Annotated in this window: 19 protein-coding genes and 2 tRNA genes; 13 read left to right on the top strand and 8 right to left on the bottom strand. The window is 63.2% G+C overall.

The genetic code is table 11. From position 1 onward, the window contains the following. Nucleotides 1-29: 29 nt before the first annotated feature. Nucleotides 30-626 (top strand): recombinase family protein, encoded by a 597-nt coding sequence (locus tag CJ301_RS17550; RefSeq protein ID WP_099278648.1) that lies wholly within the window; start codon nt 30-32, stop codon nt 624-626. Nucleotides 627-837: 211 nt separating this feature from the next. After that, nucleotides 838-1,746, top strand: a complete 909-nt coding sequence (locus CJ301_RS17545; RefSeq protein WP_099278647.1) for a replication initiation protein — start codon at nt 838-840, stop codon at nt 1,744-1,746. 223 nt (nt 1,747-1,969) lie between these two features. Here CJ301_RS17545 and CJ301_RS17540 read toward each other — a convergent pair whose 3' ends face one another. Together CJ301_RS17540 and CJ301_RS17535 are read right to left on the bottom strand one after the other, a co-directional pair. Continuing rightward, nucleotides 1,970-2,632, bottom strand: coding sequence for a helix-turn-helix transcriptional regulator (locus CJ301_RS17540; RefSeq protein ID WP_162620612.1), 663 nt, complete (start codon nt 2,630-2,632; stop codon nt 1,970-1,972). Between the two features lie 276 nt (nt 2,633-2,908). Next, nucleotides 2,909-3,283, bottom strand: coding sequence for a hypothetical protein (locus CJ301_RS17535; RefSeq protein WP_099278645.1), 375 nt, complete (start codon nt 3,281-3,283; stop codon nt 2,909-2,911). A gap of 258 nt (nt 3,284-3,541) precedes the next feature. Here CJ301_RS17535 and CJ301_RS17530 point away from each other — a divergent pair, with 258 nt between their 5' ends. The 6 genes from CJ301_RS17530 to CJ301_RS17505 all read left to right on the top strand — a co-directional run bounded on the left by CJ301_RS17530 (nt 3,542) and on the right by CJ301_RS17505 (nt 7,490). Further along, nucleotides 3,542-4,468 carry a hypothetical protein gene (locus CJ301_RS17530; protein ID WP_162620611.1) on the top strand — a complete coding sequence of 309 codons (927 nt, stop codon included), beginning with the start codon at nt 3,542-3,544 and terminating at the stop codon, nt 4,466-4,468. Between the two features lie 144 nt (nt 4,469-4,612). Beyond that, nucleotides 4,613-4,945, top strand: a complete 333-nt coding sequence (gene csgH / locus CJ301_RS17525) for a curli-like amyloid fiber formation chaperone CsgH (RefSeq protein WP_099278643.1) — start codon at nt 4,613-4,615, stop codon at nt 4,943-4,945. A 37-nt stretch (nt 4,946-4,982) separates the two neighbouring features. Next, complete coding sequence (locus CJ301_RS17520; protein ID WP_099278642.1) at nt 4,983-5,540, top strand: hypothetical protein; 558 nt, start codon at nt 4,983-4,985, stop codon at nt 5,538-5,540. Between the two features lie 22 nt (nt 5,541-5,562). Next, a complete protein-coding gene (locus CJ301_RS17515; RefSeq protein WP_099278641.1) occupies nt 5,563-5,850 on the top strand; it encodes a curli assembly protein CsgF in 288 nt (95 codons plus the stop codon). Between the two features lie 66 nt (nt 5,851-5,916). Continuing rightward, entirely contained in the window at nt 5,917-6,816 is a 900-nt protein-coding gene (locus CJ301_RS17510) for a CsgG/HfaB family protein (protein WP_099278640.1), read from the top strand. Nucleotides 6,817-6,854: 38 nt separating this feature from the next. Further along, a complete protein-coding gene (locus CJ301_RS17505) occupies nt 6,855-7,490 on the top strand; it encodes an invasion associated locus B family protein (protein ID WP_099278639.1) in 636 nt (211 codons plus the stop codon). A gap of 4 nt (nt 7,491-7,494) precedes the next feature. Here CJ301_RS17505 and CJ301_RS17500 read toward each other — a convergent pair whose 3' ends face one another. Continuing rightward, on the bottom strand, nt 7,495-7,671 hold the full coding sequence (locus CJ301_RS17500) for a hypothetical protein (RefSeq protein WP_162620610.1): 177 nt from the start codon (nt 7,669-7,671) through the stop codon (nt 7,495-7,497). 184 nt (nt 7,672-7,855) lie between these two features. On the opposite strand from CJ301_RS17500, the gene CJ301_RS17495 reads away from it, so the two are divergent. Together CJ301_RS17495 and CJ301_RS17490 are read left to right on the top strand one after the other, a co-directional pair. Next, nucleotides 7,856-9,080, top strand: a protein-coding gene (locus CJ301_RS17495; RefSeq protein ID WP_099278637.1) for an IS3 family transposase whose coding sequence is annotated in 2 segments (ribosomal slippage) — nt 7,856-8,199 and nt 8,198-9,080 — 1,227 coding nt in all. Because the reading frame shifts where the segments join, the coding sequence is not laid out codon by codon here. A 739-nt stretch (nt 9,081-9,819) separates the two neighbouring features. Beyond that, nucleotides 9,820-10,992, top strand: a complete 1,173-nt coding sequence (locus CJ301_RS17490; RefSeq protein WP_099278636.1) for a plasmid recombination protein — start codon at nt 9,820-9,822, stop codon at nt 10,990-10,992. Here the strand turns inward: CJ301_RS17490 and CJ301_RS17485 are convergent. Both CJ301_RS17485 and CJ301_RS17480 read right to left on the bottom strand, forming a co-directional pair. After that, nucleotides 10,993-11,067: transfer RNA gene (locus CJ301_RS17485), tRNA-Ile, on the bottom strand. It lies immediately after the preceding gene. Continuing rightward, complete coding sequence (locus tag CJ301_RS17480; RefSeq protein WP_099278635.1) at nt 11,058-11,549, bottom strand: helix-turn-helix domain-containing protein; 492 nt, start codon at nt 11,547-11,549, stop codon at nt 11,058-11,060. Before CJ301_RS17480 ends, CJ301_RS17485 begins: the two co-directional genes overlap by 10 nt. Before the next feature lie 550 nt (nt 11,550-12,099). Here CJ301_RS17480 and CJ301_RS18900 point away from each other — a divergent pair. The 3 genes from CJ301_RS18900 to CJ301_RS17470 all read left to right on the top strand — a co-directional run bounded on the left by CJ301_RS18900 (nt 12,100) and on the right by CJ301_RS17470 (nt 15,449). Further along, nucleotides 12,100-12,399 carry a hypothetical protein gene (locus tag CJ301_RS18900; protein WP_162620609.1) on the top strand — a complete coding sequence of 100 codons (300 nt, stop codon included), beginning with the start codon at nt 12,100-12,102 and terminating at the stop codon, nt 12,397-12,399. A gap of 464 nt (nt 12,400-12,863) precedes the next feature. Next, nucleotides 12,864-14,102 carry a protein rep gene (locus CJ301_RS17475; RefSeq protein WP_099278634.1) on the top strand — a complete coding sequence of 413 codons (1,239 nt, stop codon included), beginning with the start codon at nt 12,864-12,866 and terminating at the stop codon, nt 14,100-14,102. A gap of 174 nt (nt 14,103-14,276) precedes the next feature. Next, on the top strand, nt 14,277-15,449 hold the full coding sequence (locus CJ301_RS17470) for a plasmid recombination protein (protein WP_099278633.1): 1,173 nt from the start codon (nt 14,277-14,279) through the stop codon (nt 15,447-15,449). Here CJ301_RS17470 and CJ301_RS17465 read toward each other — a convergent pair. From CJ301_RS17465 to CJ301_RS17455, 3 genes are all read right to left on the bottom strand, one after another. Then, nucleotides 15,450-15,524: transfer RNA gene (locus CJ301_RS17465), tRNA-Ile, on the bottom strand. After that, the gene (locus tag CJ301_RS19370) at nt 15,515-16,015 is read right to left on the bottom strand and encodes a helix-turn-helix transcriptional regulator (RefSeq protein ID WP_099278632.1); all 501 of its coding nucleotides are present in this window, start codon (nt 16,013-16,015) and stop codon (nt 15,515-15,517) included. Before CJ301_RS19370 ends, CJ301_RS17465 begins: the two co-directional genes overlap by 10 nt. A gap of 68 nt (nt 16,016-16,083) precedes the next feature. Beyond that, entirely contained in the window at nt 16,084-16,668 is a 585-nt protein-coding gene (locus tag CJ301_RS17455; protein WP_099278631.1) for a hypothetical protein, read from the bottom strand. Between the last annotated feature and the right edge of the window lie 282 nt (nt 16,669-16,950).

The raw sequence follows: 16,950 nt of genomic DNA, 5'->3' as shown, positions 1-16,950 counted from the left end.
TAAAAGGTGTAAGAGACAGGAGGGCGGTCATGAGCGGGCAGTTGGTAGGGTATGCGAGAGTCAGCACCGTGGCGCAGGACGCCGGGCTCGAGGGACAGCTCAAGACGCTTGAAGGGGCGGGATGTACTAGGGTCTTCGAGGAGCGCGTCTCGTCAGTAGACCTCCCAGCTCGAGAGAAGCTCGCTGAGGCGCTTCGTTACCTACGCGAGGGGGACACCCTGGTGGTGACCAAACTCGACCGTCTGGCGCGCTCTACAGGCCACCTGCACGATCTTCTCGGAGAGCTCGAGGCCAAGGGGGTCAGTCTCAAGGTGCTGGACATGGGCGTCGACACCAGCACACCTACCGGCAAGCTGATCTTCAACCTGGTGGGCAGCATCGCCCAGTTCGAGCGTGAGATCATGCTCGAGCGCCAGCGTGAGGGGATCGCCAAGGCGCGGGCTGCTGGAAAATACAAGGGCCGCAAGCCTACAGCCCGCGCCAAGACGGGTCAGGTGCGACAACTGCAGAGTGAAGGTATGGGCGCGACCCAGATTGCTCGAAAGCTTGGGATCAGTCGTGCGTCTGTCTATCGCATCCTCGCCGATCTTAAGATCGACAGTCAGGAGATCGAAGGTAGCTGGTAGAGTTATCCACAGGGTAGCCTTTTCTATATTTCTATTTCTATTTCAGGGCGACAGAAATCTTTATATATCAAGGTCTTGCTTGGATAACGGCTACAAATCACGGGCCTACGGCTACAAATTGCGGGTCTACGGCTACAAATCACGGGCTTACGGCTACAAATTGCGGGCCATAGTCGTAGACATGGCTACATCGGGCCGCTAGCCGTAGCTTATGAGCAAACGGCCCGCGACGACCCTCAATGCCATCGCCAGCAAGCAGGATGACCCCGACGCGATCGTGGAGGCCGGCGAAATGGTCGATCTCCGGTTCCCTATGGGTGGGCGGATGTCGCTCAGGAGCGCCAAGCTGTTCCACCTGCTGGTGAAGGTCGCGGGGGTGGACGTGGCCGAGGACAAGCAGCACCGCTTCCCCCTAGCTGCACTCAACGAAAGCTTTCATGTCTCCGTGGGGGAGCTGGAGACGCTGATCGACGAGCTTCACTCCACTACCATCAAACTCAAGCTCACAGACGAGCATGGACGCCGGTTCACCAAGTCCGGGCCGTTCTTCGCCGATGTCGAGCGCGAGGAGGAGACGCAGGCCCAGGCGGAGATCAGGTTCGCCTTCAGCCCCGTGCTGCGGCAGGCCATCGCCAACAGCACCCACTGGGCGATCATATCGCGCCGCGCGGTGCTGGCCTTCGAGAGCAAGTATTCTTTGCGCCTCTACACCGTCCTGAGCCTGCGCGCTGGGCTTAGGAAGACCCACGAGGATTTCTCGGTCGAGGACTTGCGGCAGATCCTTGGCGTGCCGAGTGAGAAGCTAACAGCGTGGAAGAACCTGCGTCTGCGGGCGCTCGACCCTGCCATCGAGGAGATCAATCACCTGGCCGGCTTTCGGGCTTCCTATGTGCCGCAGAAGCAGGGTCGAAAAGTGGTTGGGATCACGCTGAGCTGGGGGCAGAAGGGTCAGGACGAGGTCGTGGAAGCCATGAAGGAGCTCGAGCGCTCGCGGGTTGGACGGAAGGTTCGGCGTCAGGGCGCGGCCGAGCGGATCATCGAGCAGGAAAATCGGCAACGCGAAGCACTGGCGACACAACTTTCCCAAGCAATGGGTGGCATCTCTATACCCCCTGATTAGGCTCAGAACCCATTGATTGCAGACGAAGGTTGCAATTCAAGCTCCGAACGGAACGGAAGACGATCACAATCGGCGCGACCTACCTTCAGGCGCACCGCACAAGCTCCAACCTGCGGTTGGGGGCCAGATAGACTGCTCGGGTGGACGAACGATGAGATGAACACGAAGCTTCATGCCGCCACCGACAGCATTGAGCGTCCGCTCCGGTCTTCATTACAGGCGGTCAGTGACTATGCGGAGGCCAGGGCGCTGATGGGTAGGTTGCCAGCAGCCGACTGACTGCTGGGATCCGGTCCGCGTCTGCCGCCACTGCGCCGAGCGCGACTCCGCTCGCCTTCGAGAAATACATGGCGACCTGCGTTCGGTTGCGCACCCCGAGCTTGCGCCGGATAGAGGTCGCGTGAACATTCACGGTGTTGACTGCGATACCGAGCTTGCGCGCGATCTCCTTGTTAGAGACGCCGCGGCAGATCTCGTGCGAGATCTCTCTTTCACGGCTCGTGAGCGTTTGCACCCCGTCCTTTGGGCCACCGTCCCGGTCGGCCGGTGCGTCGGGGTCGGCGACCACCCGAAGGCCCGAAGCCGCGACGGTCAGCATGGCGGCCGCGATGGTCTCCTCCATGGCATCGGTCAACACGCCCACGACGTTGCGCGGCAACGGCTTGGGCAGTTGGTCCCCGCAGCCGTTGCGCGCGAACACAACGACCGTCTTGGTCCCGCACCTTGCGATCAAGGCGGCAATGCCGCGGCTCTCTAAGTCCTCCGGCCCGACCGCGAGAATAACATGGGTGTTCGCTTCGGACTGGGCCAAACGGTCCAAGGCGGCAGCCGATGGAACTGTGGAAACGGAGACCTCGAATCCAGCCTCCTCGACCAGCTTCGCCAAGGCCATCCTGTCCCAGGAACGCCAAGATAGGACCGCCCACAACGTGCGCGCATCAAAACTTCCGGACATGTCGATACCCCCCGGGGCACTTCACCAACTGCGGATCGGCCATATCCGGTCGATCGAGGCAGCAGGTCCCGGACGGCTTTTGCCCGGACGCCCAACCACAAATACACAAACAAAAAATTACGTCCTGGGACACATAATGTCGCGTAACCGGTGATTCGCGCAATGGGTCTATCAACTTAAGGGCATTTTTGTGGCAGAGGCCGGCGGTTAGGGTGCGTCGCCGGGGATGCGGATGCCCTCGCGCACGTTGGGGAGGCTTGCCAGGTCCGTCCGCAAATCGTTCAGATCGAAGATCACGTCACGCCGACCGGGAGCGGAAGCGACGCGCTCGACGCGGCCCTCGGCCTGGGCATCCACGGGCGGCGGGGTGCGCCGGACGACAGAGGGTTGCCGGTTCTGGAAGGGCTGGGACGCGGGTTGCTGAACGAGCGGGCGGCGGGCGCCAGGCGGGGCTTGCGGGACAGTGATCCGGGCGATGCCCCGGTCGGCCTGCGTTAGGTAGACGTGCTGCGCCGCGGCGGGGGCATCTGGCGCGAGTACGGTTAGCACTGCGATCGCCGAGATGTATCTTCCAAATGGCATGACGGGTCCTTCGTCGATCTAGGATGCGCTGGCGTCCAGCATTCCGACGCTGCCGCCCTGACCCTTCTGTTGCAAGGGGAAAGGGGGCGGTCCGCTCCCATGCAACACCATTGCTAGTCAATTCGCGTTAGAGGGCGCCGTCGGCCTAATCTGTCCTGTCAATTTTCGCGGCCTCCCCCACTCCAGCACGGTGTGAAGGCGCTCAACCGGGGGTGCGGCCTTCTGCCAGTGCCGTTGGGCGCAGCAGGGAGATTGATGATGAAGACCCTTCTACTTTCCACCGTCGCCGTGTTCGCCTTCACCGGGTTCGCCGCGGCGCAGAGTGCTACGCCGAGCAACGACGCGAATGGCAGCCCTCAAAACAACATCTCTACCGCGACTGAGGGCGACGAGAAAGCGGAGGCCCAAACGTTGGGCGAAGCCGCTGTGGCGGAAATCTTTGATGGCGGCGATGCCAATCCCGAAGCCAAGGCGGAAGTTGGAGACAGTGTTGCAGCTGCCGCTCAGGGCGACGGGGTAGGTGGCCCCAACCAGGCGACCATCGATCAGAACGCCCAGTCCGAAAACGCGTCGGTCCAGTTCCAGCTCGGCAACGACAACATCTCGATCAACAATCAGGTGGGTTTGAACAACGAAAGCGCCCTGATGCAGATCGGGGATGATAACACCGGCGTTGTTTCTCAAACAGGAGACGGCGCGCACGAAGCAGCCTTCTCGCAGGTGGGCGATAACAACACGACCGTGCTCGCCCAGGACGGCGAAGACCACGCTGCCGCCTCGGCAACCTTTGGTGATTGGAACACTTCATACGCGTTCCAGAGCGGCGGCCCCGACAACATCATGGCCAGCGCTCAGTTCGGCAACACTAACTTCTCGGCCGTGATTCAGGACGGCGCGCGCAACACGGCTGCGTCCGTGCAGAGCGGCAATGATAACGGTTCGTTCATCTCGCAGGGCGGAGGCCTAAGCAGCTCGGTCACCGCGCCGCTGGGCGGCGGCACGTTCTCGGCTGGCCTTGTCGATGTACCCGGCGCGACCATCACCGGAACGCCTTTCCCCTCATCTATTCCGGTGTCCGAAGGCAACGCCGCAGCGAGCGTTCAGGCTGGCAACAGCAACTCGAGCGCGATCGTGCAGGCTGGCCTCACCAACAAAGCGATCAACTACCAAGACAGCCGCCCGTGATCGCTTGTAGCCCCCCAACGGGTGGGACCGGTGTGGTTGGTTGCCCCGACCCTTGCCAGGCACCCCGCCCGAAGGCACCGTCGGAGGCGTTCGCGCCTCCGACACCGTTTTCGGCCCCGGCCGACATCCCCAGAGAGGTCTGCCATGCTCGCCGTCCTTCTCCTTCCGATCCCGCTCGCCGTTACCGCGGCCTTGGACGACCTGCGCTGTGAGCTCGACCTGCGCCCCATCGGACTCCTGACCGAGATTGCGGCCATCGCTCATGGGCCGCCGGGCACCGAAGGCACCTACCGGCTGTCCGTGCGCATGACGGGGGGCGGCAACAGTTCCGTTTCGTCGCAGGGTGGAACCTTCCGGATCGATGAGGGCGGGGAAGTCACGCTGGCCCGCACCGTCATGAGCGGCTCGGATCGCCCGGAAGCGCGACTGCGGCTGGAGGTAGAAAATCGCTTCATTGATTGCCACGGCACAAGGTAGAATAGCGCCCTAGCGTAAAGAGATCGAGGAGAAGACAATGCCCCGACCGCGTGCTTCCCTTGCCTTGCTGGCGTTCGCGCTGCTGCTGCTGCCGCCAGCGGAAACATCCGCGCAGCAAATGTCCTTCCAGGTCGACAACCAGGTCTCGCTCGAGCAGGTGGTCGCCGTTCGCGATCAGTTCGGCGTCCCCGTCATCGCGAGAGAACGGCCCGACCTGTCCGCCGGCAGCAGCACGGCGATCGCCCAGAAGGGCCTGCGTAACGACGCGGTAACGCTGATCACTGGCAGCAACGGCGCCCAAGCGGGCTTGGCGCAGTTCGGCATCGACAACGTGGCGGCCGCGGTGATCGTCGACTCTCCGGGCAGCGTGATCGCGCAACTTCAGGTGGGGCGCGGCAATTCCGCGACCGCTGGCATCTTCGGCGGCACGTCCAACGCGATCTCGACGTTGCAGTTCGGCAACAACCTCCGATCCTCGGTAGCATTGGTAAACTCGACCGGGGCGCGACTGGTGTATGGTCAGGCCGGAAGCGACGCGAATGGCGGCGTGGTGATTCAGAACGCTCCACCCGGCGCCGTGATCTACGTGAACTAACCCGGCACGGGAGTGCTCATCCATGATGCTTCGCCTGTTCACCGCTTTCGCCCTGGCGATCGCGCCCGTGCCCGCCCTGGCGGGGAAACTGATCTACAAGCCGATCAACCCCGGATTCGGGGGCTTTTCGAACAACATCGACTACCTGCTGCCGCTGGCACAGATCCAGAATCAGTTTGTTGATAACGGCGGGGGCGGAGGCGGGGGCGGCCCGCCGTCCATCTCGTTCCCGCCCATCACCATCGACCTCGGCGGGGGCACCGGCACACCCGCACCCGCGCCCGCGCCGCAGATGACGGTCGGGAACTAACGACAGCGCGTCCCGGGGCAACCGGGGCATCCGGCGCAACGATCGCCGCAGGGACAAAGGACGAGTATGAACGCAGCCGTTTCGCGCCTTCGGGGCGTCCTGTTCACGGCGGCCTTGACCGCGCTGTCGGGATGCGCGGAGCTGACCAATTACGCCGACGACCTGTCCGAGCCGCCGGAACTCACGCCGATCACGGGGGTCGGGCTCCAGCTCGCCGCGCTTCCGCCGCCCGCGCAACCGGTCGACATCGCTGTCTACGACTACGAGGACAAGACCGGCCAGCAGGAGCCCAACGACGCGTTCTCCACCTTCTCGAAGGCCGTAAGCCAAGGCAACGAGGCGATCTTGATAGACGTGCTGACGAAGGTCGGAGGGTCGCACTGGTTCAACGTGATCGAGCGGGCCAGCGTCCAGAACCTCCTGGCTGAGCGCAACCTGATCGACCAGACGACGCAATCCTACGGGCTGGCAACGCAATCCACCCTGCCGCCCCTGCGTTTCGCCGGGATCATCCTCGCGGGTGGGGTGACAAACTACGAGTCGAACATCATGACCTCGGGCGCGGGCGCGCGCCTGCTGGGGGTGGGTGCCTCGACGGAGTACCGCCGCGACGACGTCACAGTCGCCCTCAGAGCCGTCAGCGTCGCCAACGGGGAAGTTCTTGTCTCGACCACCGCCGAAAAGACAATCTACTCGACCTTGGTCCGAGGCGGCGTGTTCAAGTTCATCGCCACCGACGAAATCCTAGAAAGTGAGACCGGCTTCTCGCGCAACGAGCCGACCGGGCTGGCGGTGCGGCAGGCAATCGAGCTCGCGGTGTTGAACCTGATCGTGGACGGCGCCCGGAAGGGCATCTGGCGGTTCCAGGACCATGCCGCCGGACAGCGTGTCCTTGCCAAGTATGATCGGGAGTTCGCGGCCCGGCGGAACGTGGCAAACGTGCGCCCCGCCGTTGATCCGAGCTAGGTGCCTGGGGGTCAGGCCGAAGGCAGGAGGGTGAAACCATGAAGCCGATACCGCCCGCGGGACCGATTTTCGCCGCGCTGCTCTCCGCGGCCGCCGGTCTGGCCGCCGCGCAGGAGAAGCCGGACTACCCCGAGCCTCTGTCCCGGGTAGAGATCGGCGACTGGGTCGTCGAGTGCTTCGATGAGGCCCTCAGTTCCGAGCAGTGCCAGATCTATCAGCGCATCCTCATCAACGGCGGCACCGCCATCGCCATGGTTACGACCATGGCCTACGGGGCCGACGGGGTGCTGTCGATGCAGATTGCGCTACCCCTTGGCATCGATCTCGCCGAGGGGGCGGTGATTTCGGTGGCCGATCGTGGCTTCCTGCTTCCCATCGACCGGTGCACAAAGCAGGGCTGCCTCGTAGACGCCGCCGTGCCTGCAGGGCTGATGGACGCGCTGCAGGGCGGGAGCGAGGCGTCGATCACCGTTTCCAACCCAAGCAGCGGAGACTTCGCGATCCCGCTTTCGCTCGCGGGGTTCGGAGACGCCCTTTCGCGGATCACACCGCCTCCGGCCCCGCCGTCAGACGATCCTGCCGAGGAACCGGAGCCTTCGGTCCTTCCTGAACCCGAAGCCGACGACCCGGACGGGATCGACGCCGCCCTCGCGCCGGTCACGGGCGACGGCTAGTTCGTCAGAACGGCCACCAGCGCAGCTTGCGCTGGGCCACCTGGCGCCACTGGTCACGGTCGGCCTTCACGTCCTCGAGTTGCTCACGCAGCAGCTTGGCTTCGGCCCGCAAGGTGTTGACCTCTATGCGAAGCTCGACGTTCTCGTGTGATACCTGATCAGGGGGGATCAGTGGGTGCATCACTGATCGCAACCACCCCACCATTACCAGAAGCATCACGCGAACCTACCCAGGAATCGAGATTAGCCTCCTCGGTTCGATCTGCGAGGGCCGGCTCGGGTCACTGCCTACGTGTCGAAGCATGGTCATGAACTGGCCCCCGTTTCGACCGGACACTCAGGCATAACCATGGAGGCTTAGGCATATGCCTAAGCACGTGTTTATGTCTGACTACGAGATCATCACTGACGGCGGCCGCAGACGCCGCTGGTCCTCGGCCGAAAAGCTTCGGATCGTCGAGGAGACCCTGGAGGATGGCGCCAGCATCTCGGTGGTCGCGCGCCGCAATGGCGTGGCGGCAAACCTGTTGTATCGTTGGCGGCGCCTGATGCTGGATGGGGGAGCCGTGGCTGCGTCCGGAGATGACAACGTCACCAGCAACCGCGCCGTCCGACAGATGGAAGAGCGCATCCGCGAGTTGGAACGGCAGCTCGGGCGCAAGACGCTCGAGGTCGAGATCCTCAAGGAAGCCTTGGACAAGTCGCGCCAAAAAAACCGACCTGGCTCGCGCAGTCGCAGCTGAAGGGCGGTTCCCGATGAAGGCCGTGGCCGAGACGCTGGGCGTCTCCCGCTCGAACTTGAATGCCCGGCTGAACGGGAGCGCGAAGCCGCGTCGGCGCTATCACAAAGCGCAAGACGCGGTGGTGCTTCCGCTGGTCTCGGCGCTCGTGGCGGCGCGGCCGACCTACGGCTACAGGCGCATTGCGGCGGTTCTGAACCGACGGCTCAGGGCCGAAGGCGCGGCACCAGTGAACCACAAACGGGTTTACTGCATCATGCAGGCGCACGACCTCCTGCTGGCGCGCAGATACACCGAGCGGCCAGAGCAGACGCATGAGGGCAAGGTCATCACCCTGCGCTCGAACATCCGCTGGTGCTCGGACGGCTTCGAGTTCACCTGCTGGAACGGCGATGTCGTCCGAGGAGCCTTCATCATCGCCGCGCATGACCGGGAGATCATTGCCTGGCGGGCCGTGGTGAACGCCGGCATCGGCGGCTCGGACATCCGCGACATGATGCTGGAGGCCGTCGAGGCCCGCTTCGGCAGCTACCGAGCGCCGCATCCCGTCGAGATGCTCAGCGACAACAGCTCGCCCTACGTCGCCAAGGACACCCGCATCTTCGCCCGGCAACTGGGCCTGAAGCCCCGCTACACGCCGGTGAAGAGCCCGCAGAGCAATGGCATCGCGGAGAGCTTTGTGAAGACGCTGAAGCGCGACTACGTCCACGTCACGCCTCTGCCGGATGCCGTCACCGTCCTGGAGTTGCTTGCCGGGTGGTTCGAGGACTACAACACCATTCACCCGCACTCAGGGCTGAAGATGCGCTCGCCCCGCGAATTCATCGCAGCTCAAACCGCAACCGCCTGAGTGTCCGGTGAAACGGGGGCAAGACCAGGTCACGACGGCGAAGCTGGCGTCGAAGGTGATGGGAAGCCTGCTGAACCTGAACCCAAGCCGGTGCCTGGTTGGGGCATGGCTGCGGAGATGACTCAAGCTCGTAACAAGCGTGGGCGGCGTGGAGGCGGTCGCCCTTCTAGATCCTGCGGGATGCTGCGGAAGGTGATGAGCCATCCCGGGTGCTATGGCGTGAGTATGCGAATGCCATGCATGGCCGACGTCAGATCGTCTGGTCCAATGGGCTGAAGTCGGCAGTCGGGCTCGGAGAGATCGAGGACGAGAAAGCGGCCGAGGGTGAAGCGTTCACGAAGGATCAGAACGAGGAGGTTGCGAGCTGCTCGCCGCGGCTGAGGCCGATGATGGCGAAGTGATTGACTATGAGCGGCCGCCTAAGCGGGATCATCCGTTCTGGAACCCACCAGCTTAGCAAGCCCTCAAAGAGGGTAGCCTCACTAGGCAGGCTCTAGCAGCTGTGCAACCTCCGCCTGATCGACGGGAGGTAGAGGACGGGTCCAGGACGTAGTGCCTGGTCGGGTCTCGAGAGGGCGACGCGCCTCTCGCCCGGGGGTTTCGAAAGGGGCGCGGAGCGGGCCCCTTCGCCTACTCGCCGTAACCAGATCCCGCAGGGTCGCAGTTACGGCTAGTAGGTTAAGAAGACGGGTCTTCGCCCTGTTTCGGATTTTCGCCGATCTCGCAGACCGTCAGCGGCATGGAACATCATGCGCCTCCTCCCGCTTCCGCCGCGATCTCGATCCGGGTCGCTCATGTCTCGCGCTCCAAGTACGACGGCCAGCGACGCCACGATCTGCGGATCGGGCAAGCTCCCGATTACGTCGATCAAGATCGCACGCACCTGAATCGCGTGCTGATCGAGCCTCCCCGTCCGGCTGTGATGAGAGCGAGGGCCGACGAGCTGCGGGCCCTGACCGGACCGCAGCGGAAGGCGCGGTCGAGCGCGGCTGTGGCGACGACGGGGATCATCGCGTTCGGAGCGGCTGCACAGACCCTATTCCAGCAGCTGACGCCTGAGCAGCAGGACGCCGCGTATCTCGCGGTGGCTGAGCGCGTCGCTCAGGAGTACGACACGTCTGTCCGCAGTCTCGTCGTCCATGGCGACGAGACCGCGCCTCACGCGCACGTTGTCTGGGACTGCCGGAGCACCGAAGGGGTGCTGATGTCCAAGGTGATGAAGGGCAGTAAGTTGCAGGACATCGCGGCGGAGGTGATCGCAGAGCACGCGCCCGGCATCGTGCGGGGCGTTCGCAAGAGCGCACGGATCGCTCGCGGTGAACCGGCGGCAGCAATCTACAATCGCTCGGTCCGTCAGCTTCATGCTGATCTTCCAGCTGAGATTGCGGCGGCTCGGGCCCGCGTCGATGAGATGGAGGGGCGTGTCATTCAGCTGGAAGCTCGTAAGGCCGAGTTGACGGAGAGGGAGTTGAAGCGGCTCGCGACCTACCAGAAGCGTCGCGCGGATAGGCAGCGCGAGCTCGATGAGCTCGAGCGGACCCGCGATGAGGTGTCGAGCGATATTCTGCAAACAGGGATGGCGCTTGAGGAGCAGCGAGCCGAAGCCGACCGGCGTGAGGCTCAGCTCAACGAGCGCGCGGCTGATCTGGATCGCCGGGAGGCCGCGATCGACGAGACTGTGAGAGCGGCCTCAGAGGCCGCTGCTAAGGCCGTTGTAGGTGTCATCACAGGCGACGTGCGTCGCACTGAGGGTGGTGGCTGGCAGGTTCGCGATGCTGAGGTCGTTCGGCCTATCTGGCGGGCGATCGCGCCAACGGTCGAGCGTCTGGCCGATTGGTGGCAGCGGCTGCGGCCGCGTGTCGAGGCTCTACCGGATCCGGAGCGAGACGACCTGCTGCGAGGGTTTGAGTGATGGTGGGAACGGCGGGGTTCGAACCCGCGACCACTCACTTATAAGGTGAGCGCTCTACCCCTGAGCTACGCTCCCGCACGGTCGGTGCGGGAGCCCCATATTCGCTCTATTAGGCTGAGGTTGGCCTTGGCGTACCAGCGGTCGCGGTCGAGCTCGACGCTGATCACATGACCGCGCAAACTGGTCAGCTCGCCACGCAGCTCGGCCGCGGCCTCGCGGGCTTCAGCTGCTTGTTGCAGAGCTTCCTCGCGCTCCGAGCGGAGCTTAGCGACCTCGCATAGCGCGGCGTCTCGCTCTTCTCTCAGCTTGTCCAGCTCGTCTGTCCGGTCAGGTGTCCGGTCAATGTCCGGTCGGTGGCCAGGGCTGACCTGGACAGTGACCGCGCGGTCAGATGCCCAGCGGTCGAGGTCAGCGACACGGATCCGCCAACGACGGTCGTTGCCACGTTCCGCCAACAATTCACGGTTCTGTAGAGCCCGCATGATCGAGCTGCGGCCGCAGCCGATGTGGTCAGCGGCGGCCTGAGGGCTAAGGATGTGGTCATTGGCCGTGGTCATGCTGGTCACTGTCCATGATGGTCATCTTCTCATCAACCCCGTTTAGCGCGCCCGCTGAGCGGCGCGCTGAGCCAGGGCTACGCCCTGGATGCTGGGGGTGCCCCCCAGACCCCCGATTCAAAGAGCATACGGACAGTGTAGGTAGCAGCGTCGGGACCAGAGCAGATGCGTCAGGTCGTAGAGGCAAGGGTGCTCCACAGGGGCTGGGGCGAGTGGGTTGACGTGGGGAAGGGCCGCAAGACCATGACCCATGCCCGGCGCAGCGCAGCTGCGGGGGGCATGGCGTCGTGAGACGCCGCGGAACTTCCCCACGTCAAGGCCAGCACTCAGGGGCCCCATGCGCCGGCGGGCTTCGTCCCCCGAAGGGGGCGCGATGCAGGCGTAGACTGCATCGCGAGAAGTCCGACGGGAAAAAATTTTCGCAGAAAATTTTCGCATGGGGGTGCTGGCCGACCCCGAGCGCCAGCCCCGGTATGCCAAGAGCTACGCTCTGACTTGCGATGACAAGCCGCAACGGGCTTATCTCTCATAAGATGAAAGGTAGGTCGTTATGAAGCTTTTGGTTGCAGCCGCGTGTTTAGTCATCATCGCGGGGGGTGGATGGTATGGCTGGTCAGAGTGGCAAGCAGCTCAGCGAGCTTCTGAACAGGCGGCTAAAGAAGCGGAATACGAGCGTCGTCAGCGCAGCTTCGACAACGAACTTCGGCGTAACGAGTGTTCGAGGCAGATTGCTGACTGGGATAAGGGGAACCGGCGGTCCTTGATTCAGAAGTACGGCGATTACGCTGAGAACATCGTCAACAACTGCCGCTATCTCGTTGCGATCCCGTCGAGCGACTCTCCTTCTTGAGGCATTATCCACACCTTTGAGGTGCTTTAGGCCATTGAAAGGGCTCGGTCTGTTTGACCGCATAGTGAAGATCATGGATGGTCAGAAGACCGAAAGGCCCGCCTGAGGCGGGCCTTTTGGGGTCACCGGGCGAGGCCCGCAGCTCTAACTTGGCGGTCGGACTGCGAGCAAAGCCCCAGAAAACAACCGGGCGTATAACGCCCGATGACTGGGAAATATTATAGTGCTAACGCACAAAACAGACAAGCCGGCCGCCGCCCTACGAGGGTGCGGCTTTGTCATTCCAGAATAAGTTGATCAGCGAAGCTTCCACCCCGCAGGGGTGTTCTTCGACTCCGTCAGGAGGCGTAGGCGACGGCGCAGCCGACGCCCTTGGCACCCTGCGAGATACGTTCACGCAAGACGGGGCCGAAGGAGCGAAAAGCCCTGATAAACAAGGGCGAAATGAGCGCCGCGCAGGTCGCATGAAACTGCAGCGGGTCGCGGCAGAAATCACGCCGACGATGCGGGTCGCGCACTGCCTCTGGACGCACTACTCGAAGAGCGTGGACCTCGTTCGTAGGCCGAGCGAGGGGGGCAGTTGCGGGGCGCGTTTCGTCGGCGTGCAGACCTGCGGCAGCGTCTGGATCTGCCCGGTTTGTTCGGCTCGAATCTCGGAGGTCCGTCGCCGGGAGCTGCAGGCGCTGGAGGACTGGGCGCGCGAACAGGGTCATGTGACGATGCTGATGACGCTGACGGCCCGGCATCGCGGCCGTGCGCTGGATCCTCTGGTGGAGGCTCTGGCGGAGGCGAAACGTCGGCTGCAGCGCCGGGCGGTCTGGAAGCGCCTACGAGAGGCAGGTCAGATCGTCGGTTCGGTGAGCGTGCGTGAGGCGACGCATGGTGAGAACGGCTGGCATCCGCACTACCACGTTCTCCTCGCCCTCGATGTGGCGAATGAGAACGAGGCGAGGGAGCTTCTGGAGCCGCTTCGGCAGGTCTGGCTGGAATGCCTGCGGGCTGAGGGCCTGACCGGCACAGCTCGTCGTGCGTTCGATCTGCGAGGGGCGGCTCGGGTCGCCGCCTACGTGTCGAAGCATGGCCGCGACGGTGAAGCCGGCGTTGAAGGTGACGGGAAGCCTGCTGAACCTGAACCCAAGGGGGTGCCTGGTTGGGGCATGGCTGCGGAGATGACGCAAGGCCGCAATAAGCGCGGGCGGCGTGGAGGGCGGTCGCCCTTCCAGATCCTGCGGGATGCTGCGGAAGGTGATGAGCCATCCCGGGTGCTATGGCGTGAGTATGCGAATGCCATGCATGGCCGACGTCAGATCGTCTGGTCCAACGGGCTGAAGTCGGCAGTCGGGATCGGTGAGATCGAGGACGAGAAAGCGGCCGAGGGTGAAGCGTTCACGGAGGATCAGGACGAGGAGGTTGCGAGCTGGTCGCCGTCAGAGTGGCGCAAGGTCCGGCACTTGCGGGCCGAGCTGCTCGCCGCGGCTGAGGCCGATGGTGCAAGCGGTGTTGAGCGGGTGTTGGCGCAGGATGATCCTGAGGCCGATGATGGCGAAGTGATCGACTACGAGCCGCCGCCTAAGCGGGATCATCCGTTCTGGAACCCGCCAGCTTGGCGAGCCCTCAAGGGGGGCAGCCTCACTAGGCAGGCTCTAGCAGCTGTGCGACCTCCGCCCGATCGACAGGAGGTGGAGGACGGGTCCAGGGCGTAGCGCCTGGTCGGGTGTCGAGAGGGCGACGCGCCTCTCGCCTGGGGTTTCGAAAGGGGGCGGAGCACCCCTTCGCCGGATAGCCGTAACGGACCGCAGGGAAGTTACGGCTAGTAGGTTAAGAAGCGAAGCTTCGCCCGTTTCGGATTTTCACCGATCTCGCGGACCGTCGAAGGCATGGAACATCATGCATCTCCTCCCGCTTCCGCTGCGATTTCGATCCGCGTTCATCATCGCTCACGCTCCAAGTACGACGGTCAGCGCCGCCACGATCTGAGGATCGGTCGGCCCCCTGACTACGTCGATCAGGATCGTGTTCACTTGAATCGGGTGGTGATCGAGCCTCCTCGACCAATGGTGATGCAGGCTCGGGCGGATGAGCTTCGCGCACTTACCAGGCCGAAGCGTGCGGCTCGGTCGAATGCAGCTATTGCGACCACTGGTACCATTACGTTCGGCAAGGCTGCTCAGAAGATCTTCGAGCAGCTGACGCCTGAGCAGCAGGACGCTGCGTATCTCGCGGTCGCCGAGCGCATTGCTCAGGAGTGCGATACGTCTGTTCGAGCTCTTGTTGTCCACGGCGATGAGACTGCGCCTCATGCGCACGTCGTCTGGGACTGCCGGAGCACCGACGGGACACCGATGTCGAGGATCATGAAGGGCTCGCGCCTTCAGGACATCGCGGCCGAAGTGATCCGAGAGTTTGCGCCCGGCATCGTGCGGGGTGTTCGAAAATCGGACCGGATCGCTCGCGGTGAACCGGCGGCAGCGATCTACAATCGCTCTGTTCGCCAGCTGCACGCCGATCTTCCGATCGAGCTCGCGGCTGCTCAGGCCCGTGTCGATGAGATGCAGGCGCGGGTGATGACGCTGGAGGGGCGCGTGGCCCAGCTGACGGAGAAAGAGCAAAAACGGCTCGAGACCTATCGGCGACGTCTTGAGGCTAGGCAGCGCGAGCTCGATGAGCTCGAGCGGACCCGCGATGAGGTGTCCAGCGATATTCTGCAAACAGGGATGGCGCTTGAGCAGCAGCGAGCCGAATCCGACCGGCGGGAGGCTCAGCTCAACGAGCGCGCGGCTGATCTGGATCGCCGGGAGGCCGCGATCGACGAGACTGTGAGAGCGGCCTCAGAGGCCGCTGCTAGGGCTGTTGTAGGTGTCATCACAGGCGATGTGCGTCGCACTGAGGGTGGTAGCTGGCAGGTTCGCGATGCCGAGGTCGTTCGGCCTATCTGGCGGGCGATCGTGCCGACGGTCGAGCGGCTGGCCGACTGGTGGCAGCGGCTGCGGCCGCGTGTCGAGGCTCTACCGGATCCAGAGCGAGACGACTTGCTGCGAGGGTTTGAGTGATGGTGGGAACGGCGGGGTTCGAACCCGCGGCCACTCACTTATAAGGTGAGCGCTCTATCCCTGAGCTACGCTCCCGCACGGTCAGTGCGGGAGCCCCATATTCGCTCCATTAGGCTGAGGGGGCGGGCGTTTGCCTTGGCGTACCAGCGGTCACGGTCGAGCTCTACACTGACTACATGACCACGCAGGCCGGTCAGCTCGCCGCGCAGCTCAGCTGCGGCCTTCTGAGCGTCAGTGGCCTCCTTGAGTGCTTTATCGAGTTCTGAGCGAAGCTCAGAGGCTTCATGCAGCGCAGCGTCTCGCTCCGCTCGCAGCCTGTCCAGCTCGTCTGACCGGTCAGGCTTCCGGACAGTGTCCGGTCGGTGGTCAGGACTGACCTGAACAGTGACCGAGCGGGCAGCTGCCCAACGTTCGAGGTCGCCAATACGGATCCGCCAACGGCGATCATTGCCACGTTCTGCTGGTAGTTCACGGTTTTGCAGAGCCCGAACTATAGACGACCGCCCACAGCCGACACGCTTGGCGGCAGCCTGGGGGCTCAGGATCTGGTCAGTGGTCGCGGTCATGTTGGTCACTGTCCGTCATGGACAGGGCGTCATCAACCCTGTTTAGCGTCGTTCACGAGTATGGACGCCTAGTTCTCGTCTTCGTTCTGCAGCCAATGCGCCAAGCTGCTTGTTTCCGGCAATTGATCGGCGAGATGGGCGGACCGGCGGCGTAGGGCGTGTACACCATCCAGCTCTTTACGGAGCGTTGTGATCTCATTTTCGAGCCGACGAACTTTCCCCTGCGCCATGACCAGTTCGTACTCAAGCTCCCTGGTCTCCTTCTTCGCGGCTCTCACCTCTTTCATTGTTTTGGTTTCTTTCTCCGCGCCGATCTGCGGCATGAGCATCTCGGCACCGGCTGAGAGCTCTTCGGTTTTGTCCTCGCATTTCATTGGGTAGGCCGTACCGTCGTGCATCATGAGGCTCTCGTATCCGATCTGGTAGATGGGGCCCTTGGGATCGATCAGGATCAAGCTGTCGCGTTGCTCGAAGACCTTGAAGTCGGGGTGACTTGGAAACTCCGGAAGGGAGCCGCTCGTCTCGGCCATGACGAAGATTTCTCCGTCCTGATTAGCATGGCAGACGATGAAGCTCACTTGTTTCGGCGCTTCGGATGAAGCTTCACTTGCAGCAAGCGTTGCGGTGATGGCTGTAACGGCGGCGAACTTCATGTCGGTTTCCTGTCAATCTTCTACTTTAGAAGAACTAAAGCCTCTTGGCGTTCTCGCTGTAATTGAACTTGGTCATCCGGGTGCTGGGGTGCCCCCAGACCCCCGATTCAAAGAATACAGCGACAACGCAGATAGAGGCGTCTGGACTAGAGTAGATGCGTTAGGAGGCAGAGGCACGGAGTGTGCCACAGGGGCACAGCCTAAAGATACAATACCGGTGTGACCCCATCAGCGTCTCCTATAAGTCCCTCCTCGATTTCTGAGACGAATATCTTTAGCTTC

Source organism: Limimaricola cinnabarinus (assembly GCF_002723615.1).
Taxonomy (GTDB): domain Bacteria; phylum Pseudomonadota; class Alphaproteobacteria; order Rhodobacterales; family Rhodobacteraceae; genus Limimaricola; species Limimaricola cinnabarinus_B.
The sequence above is the reverse complement of the archived record's forward strand: the minus strand, read 5'-3'. Positions and strand labels throughout refer to the sequence as shown.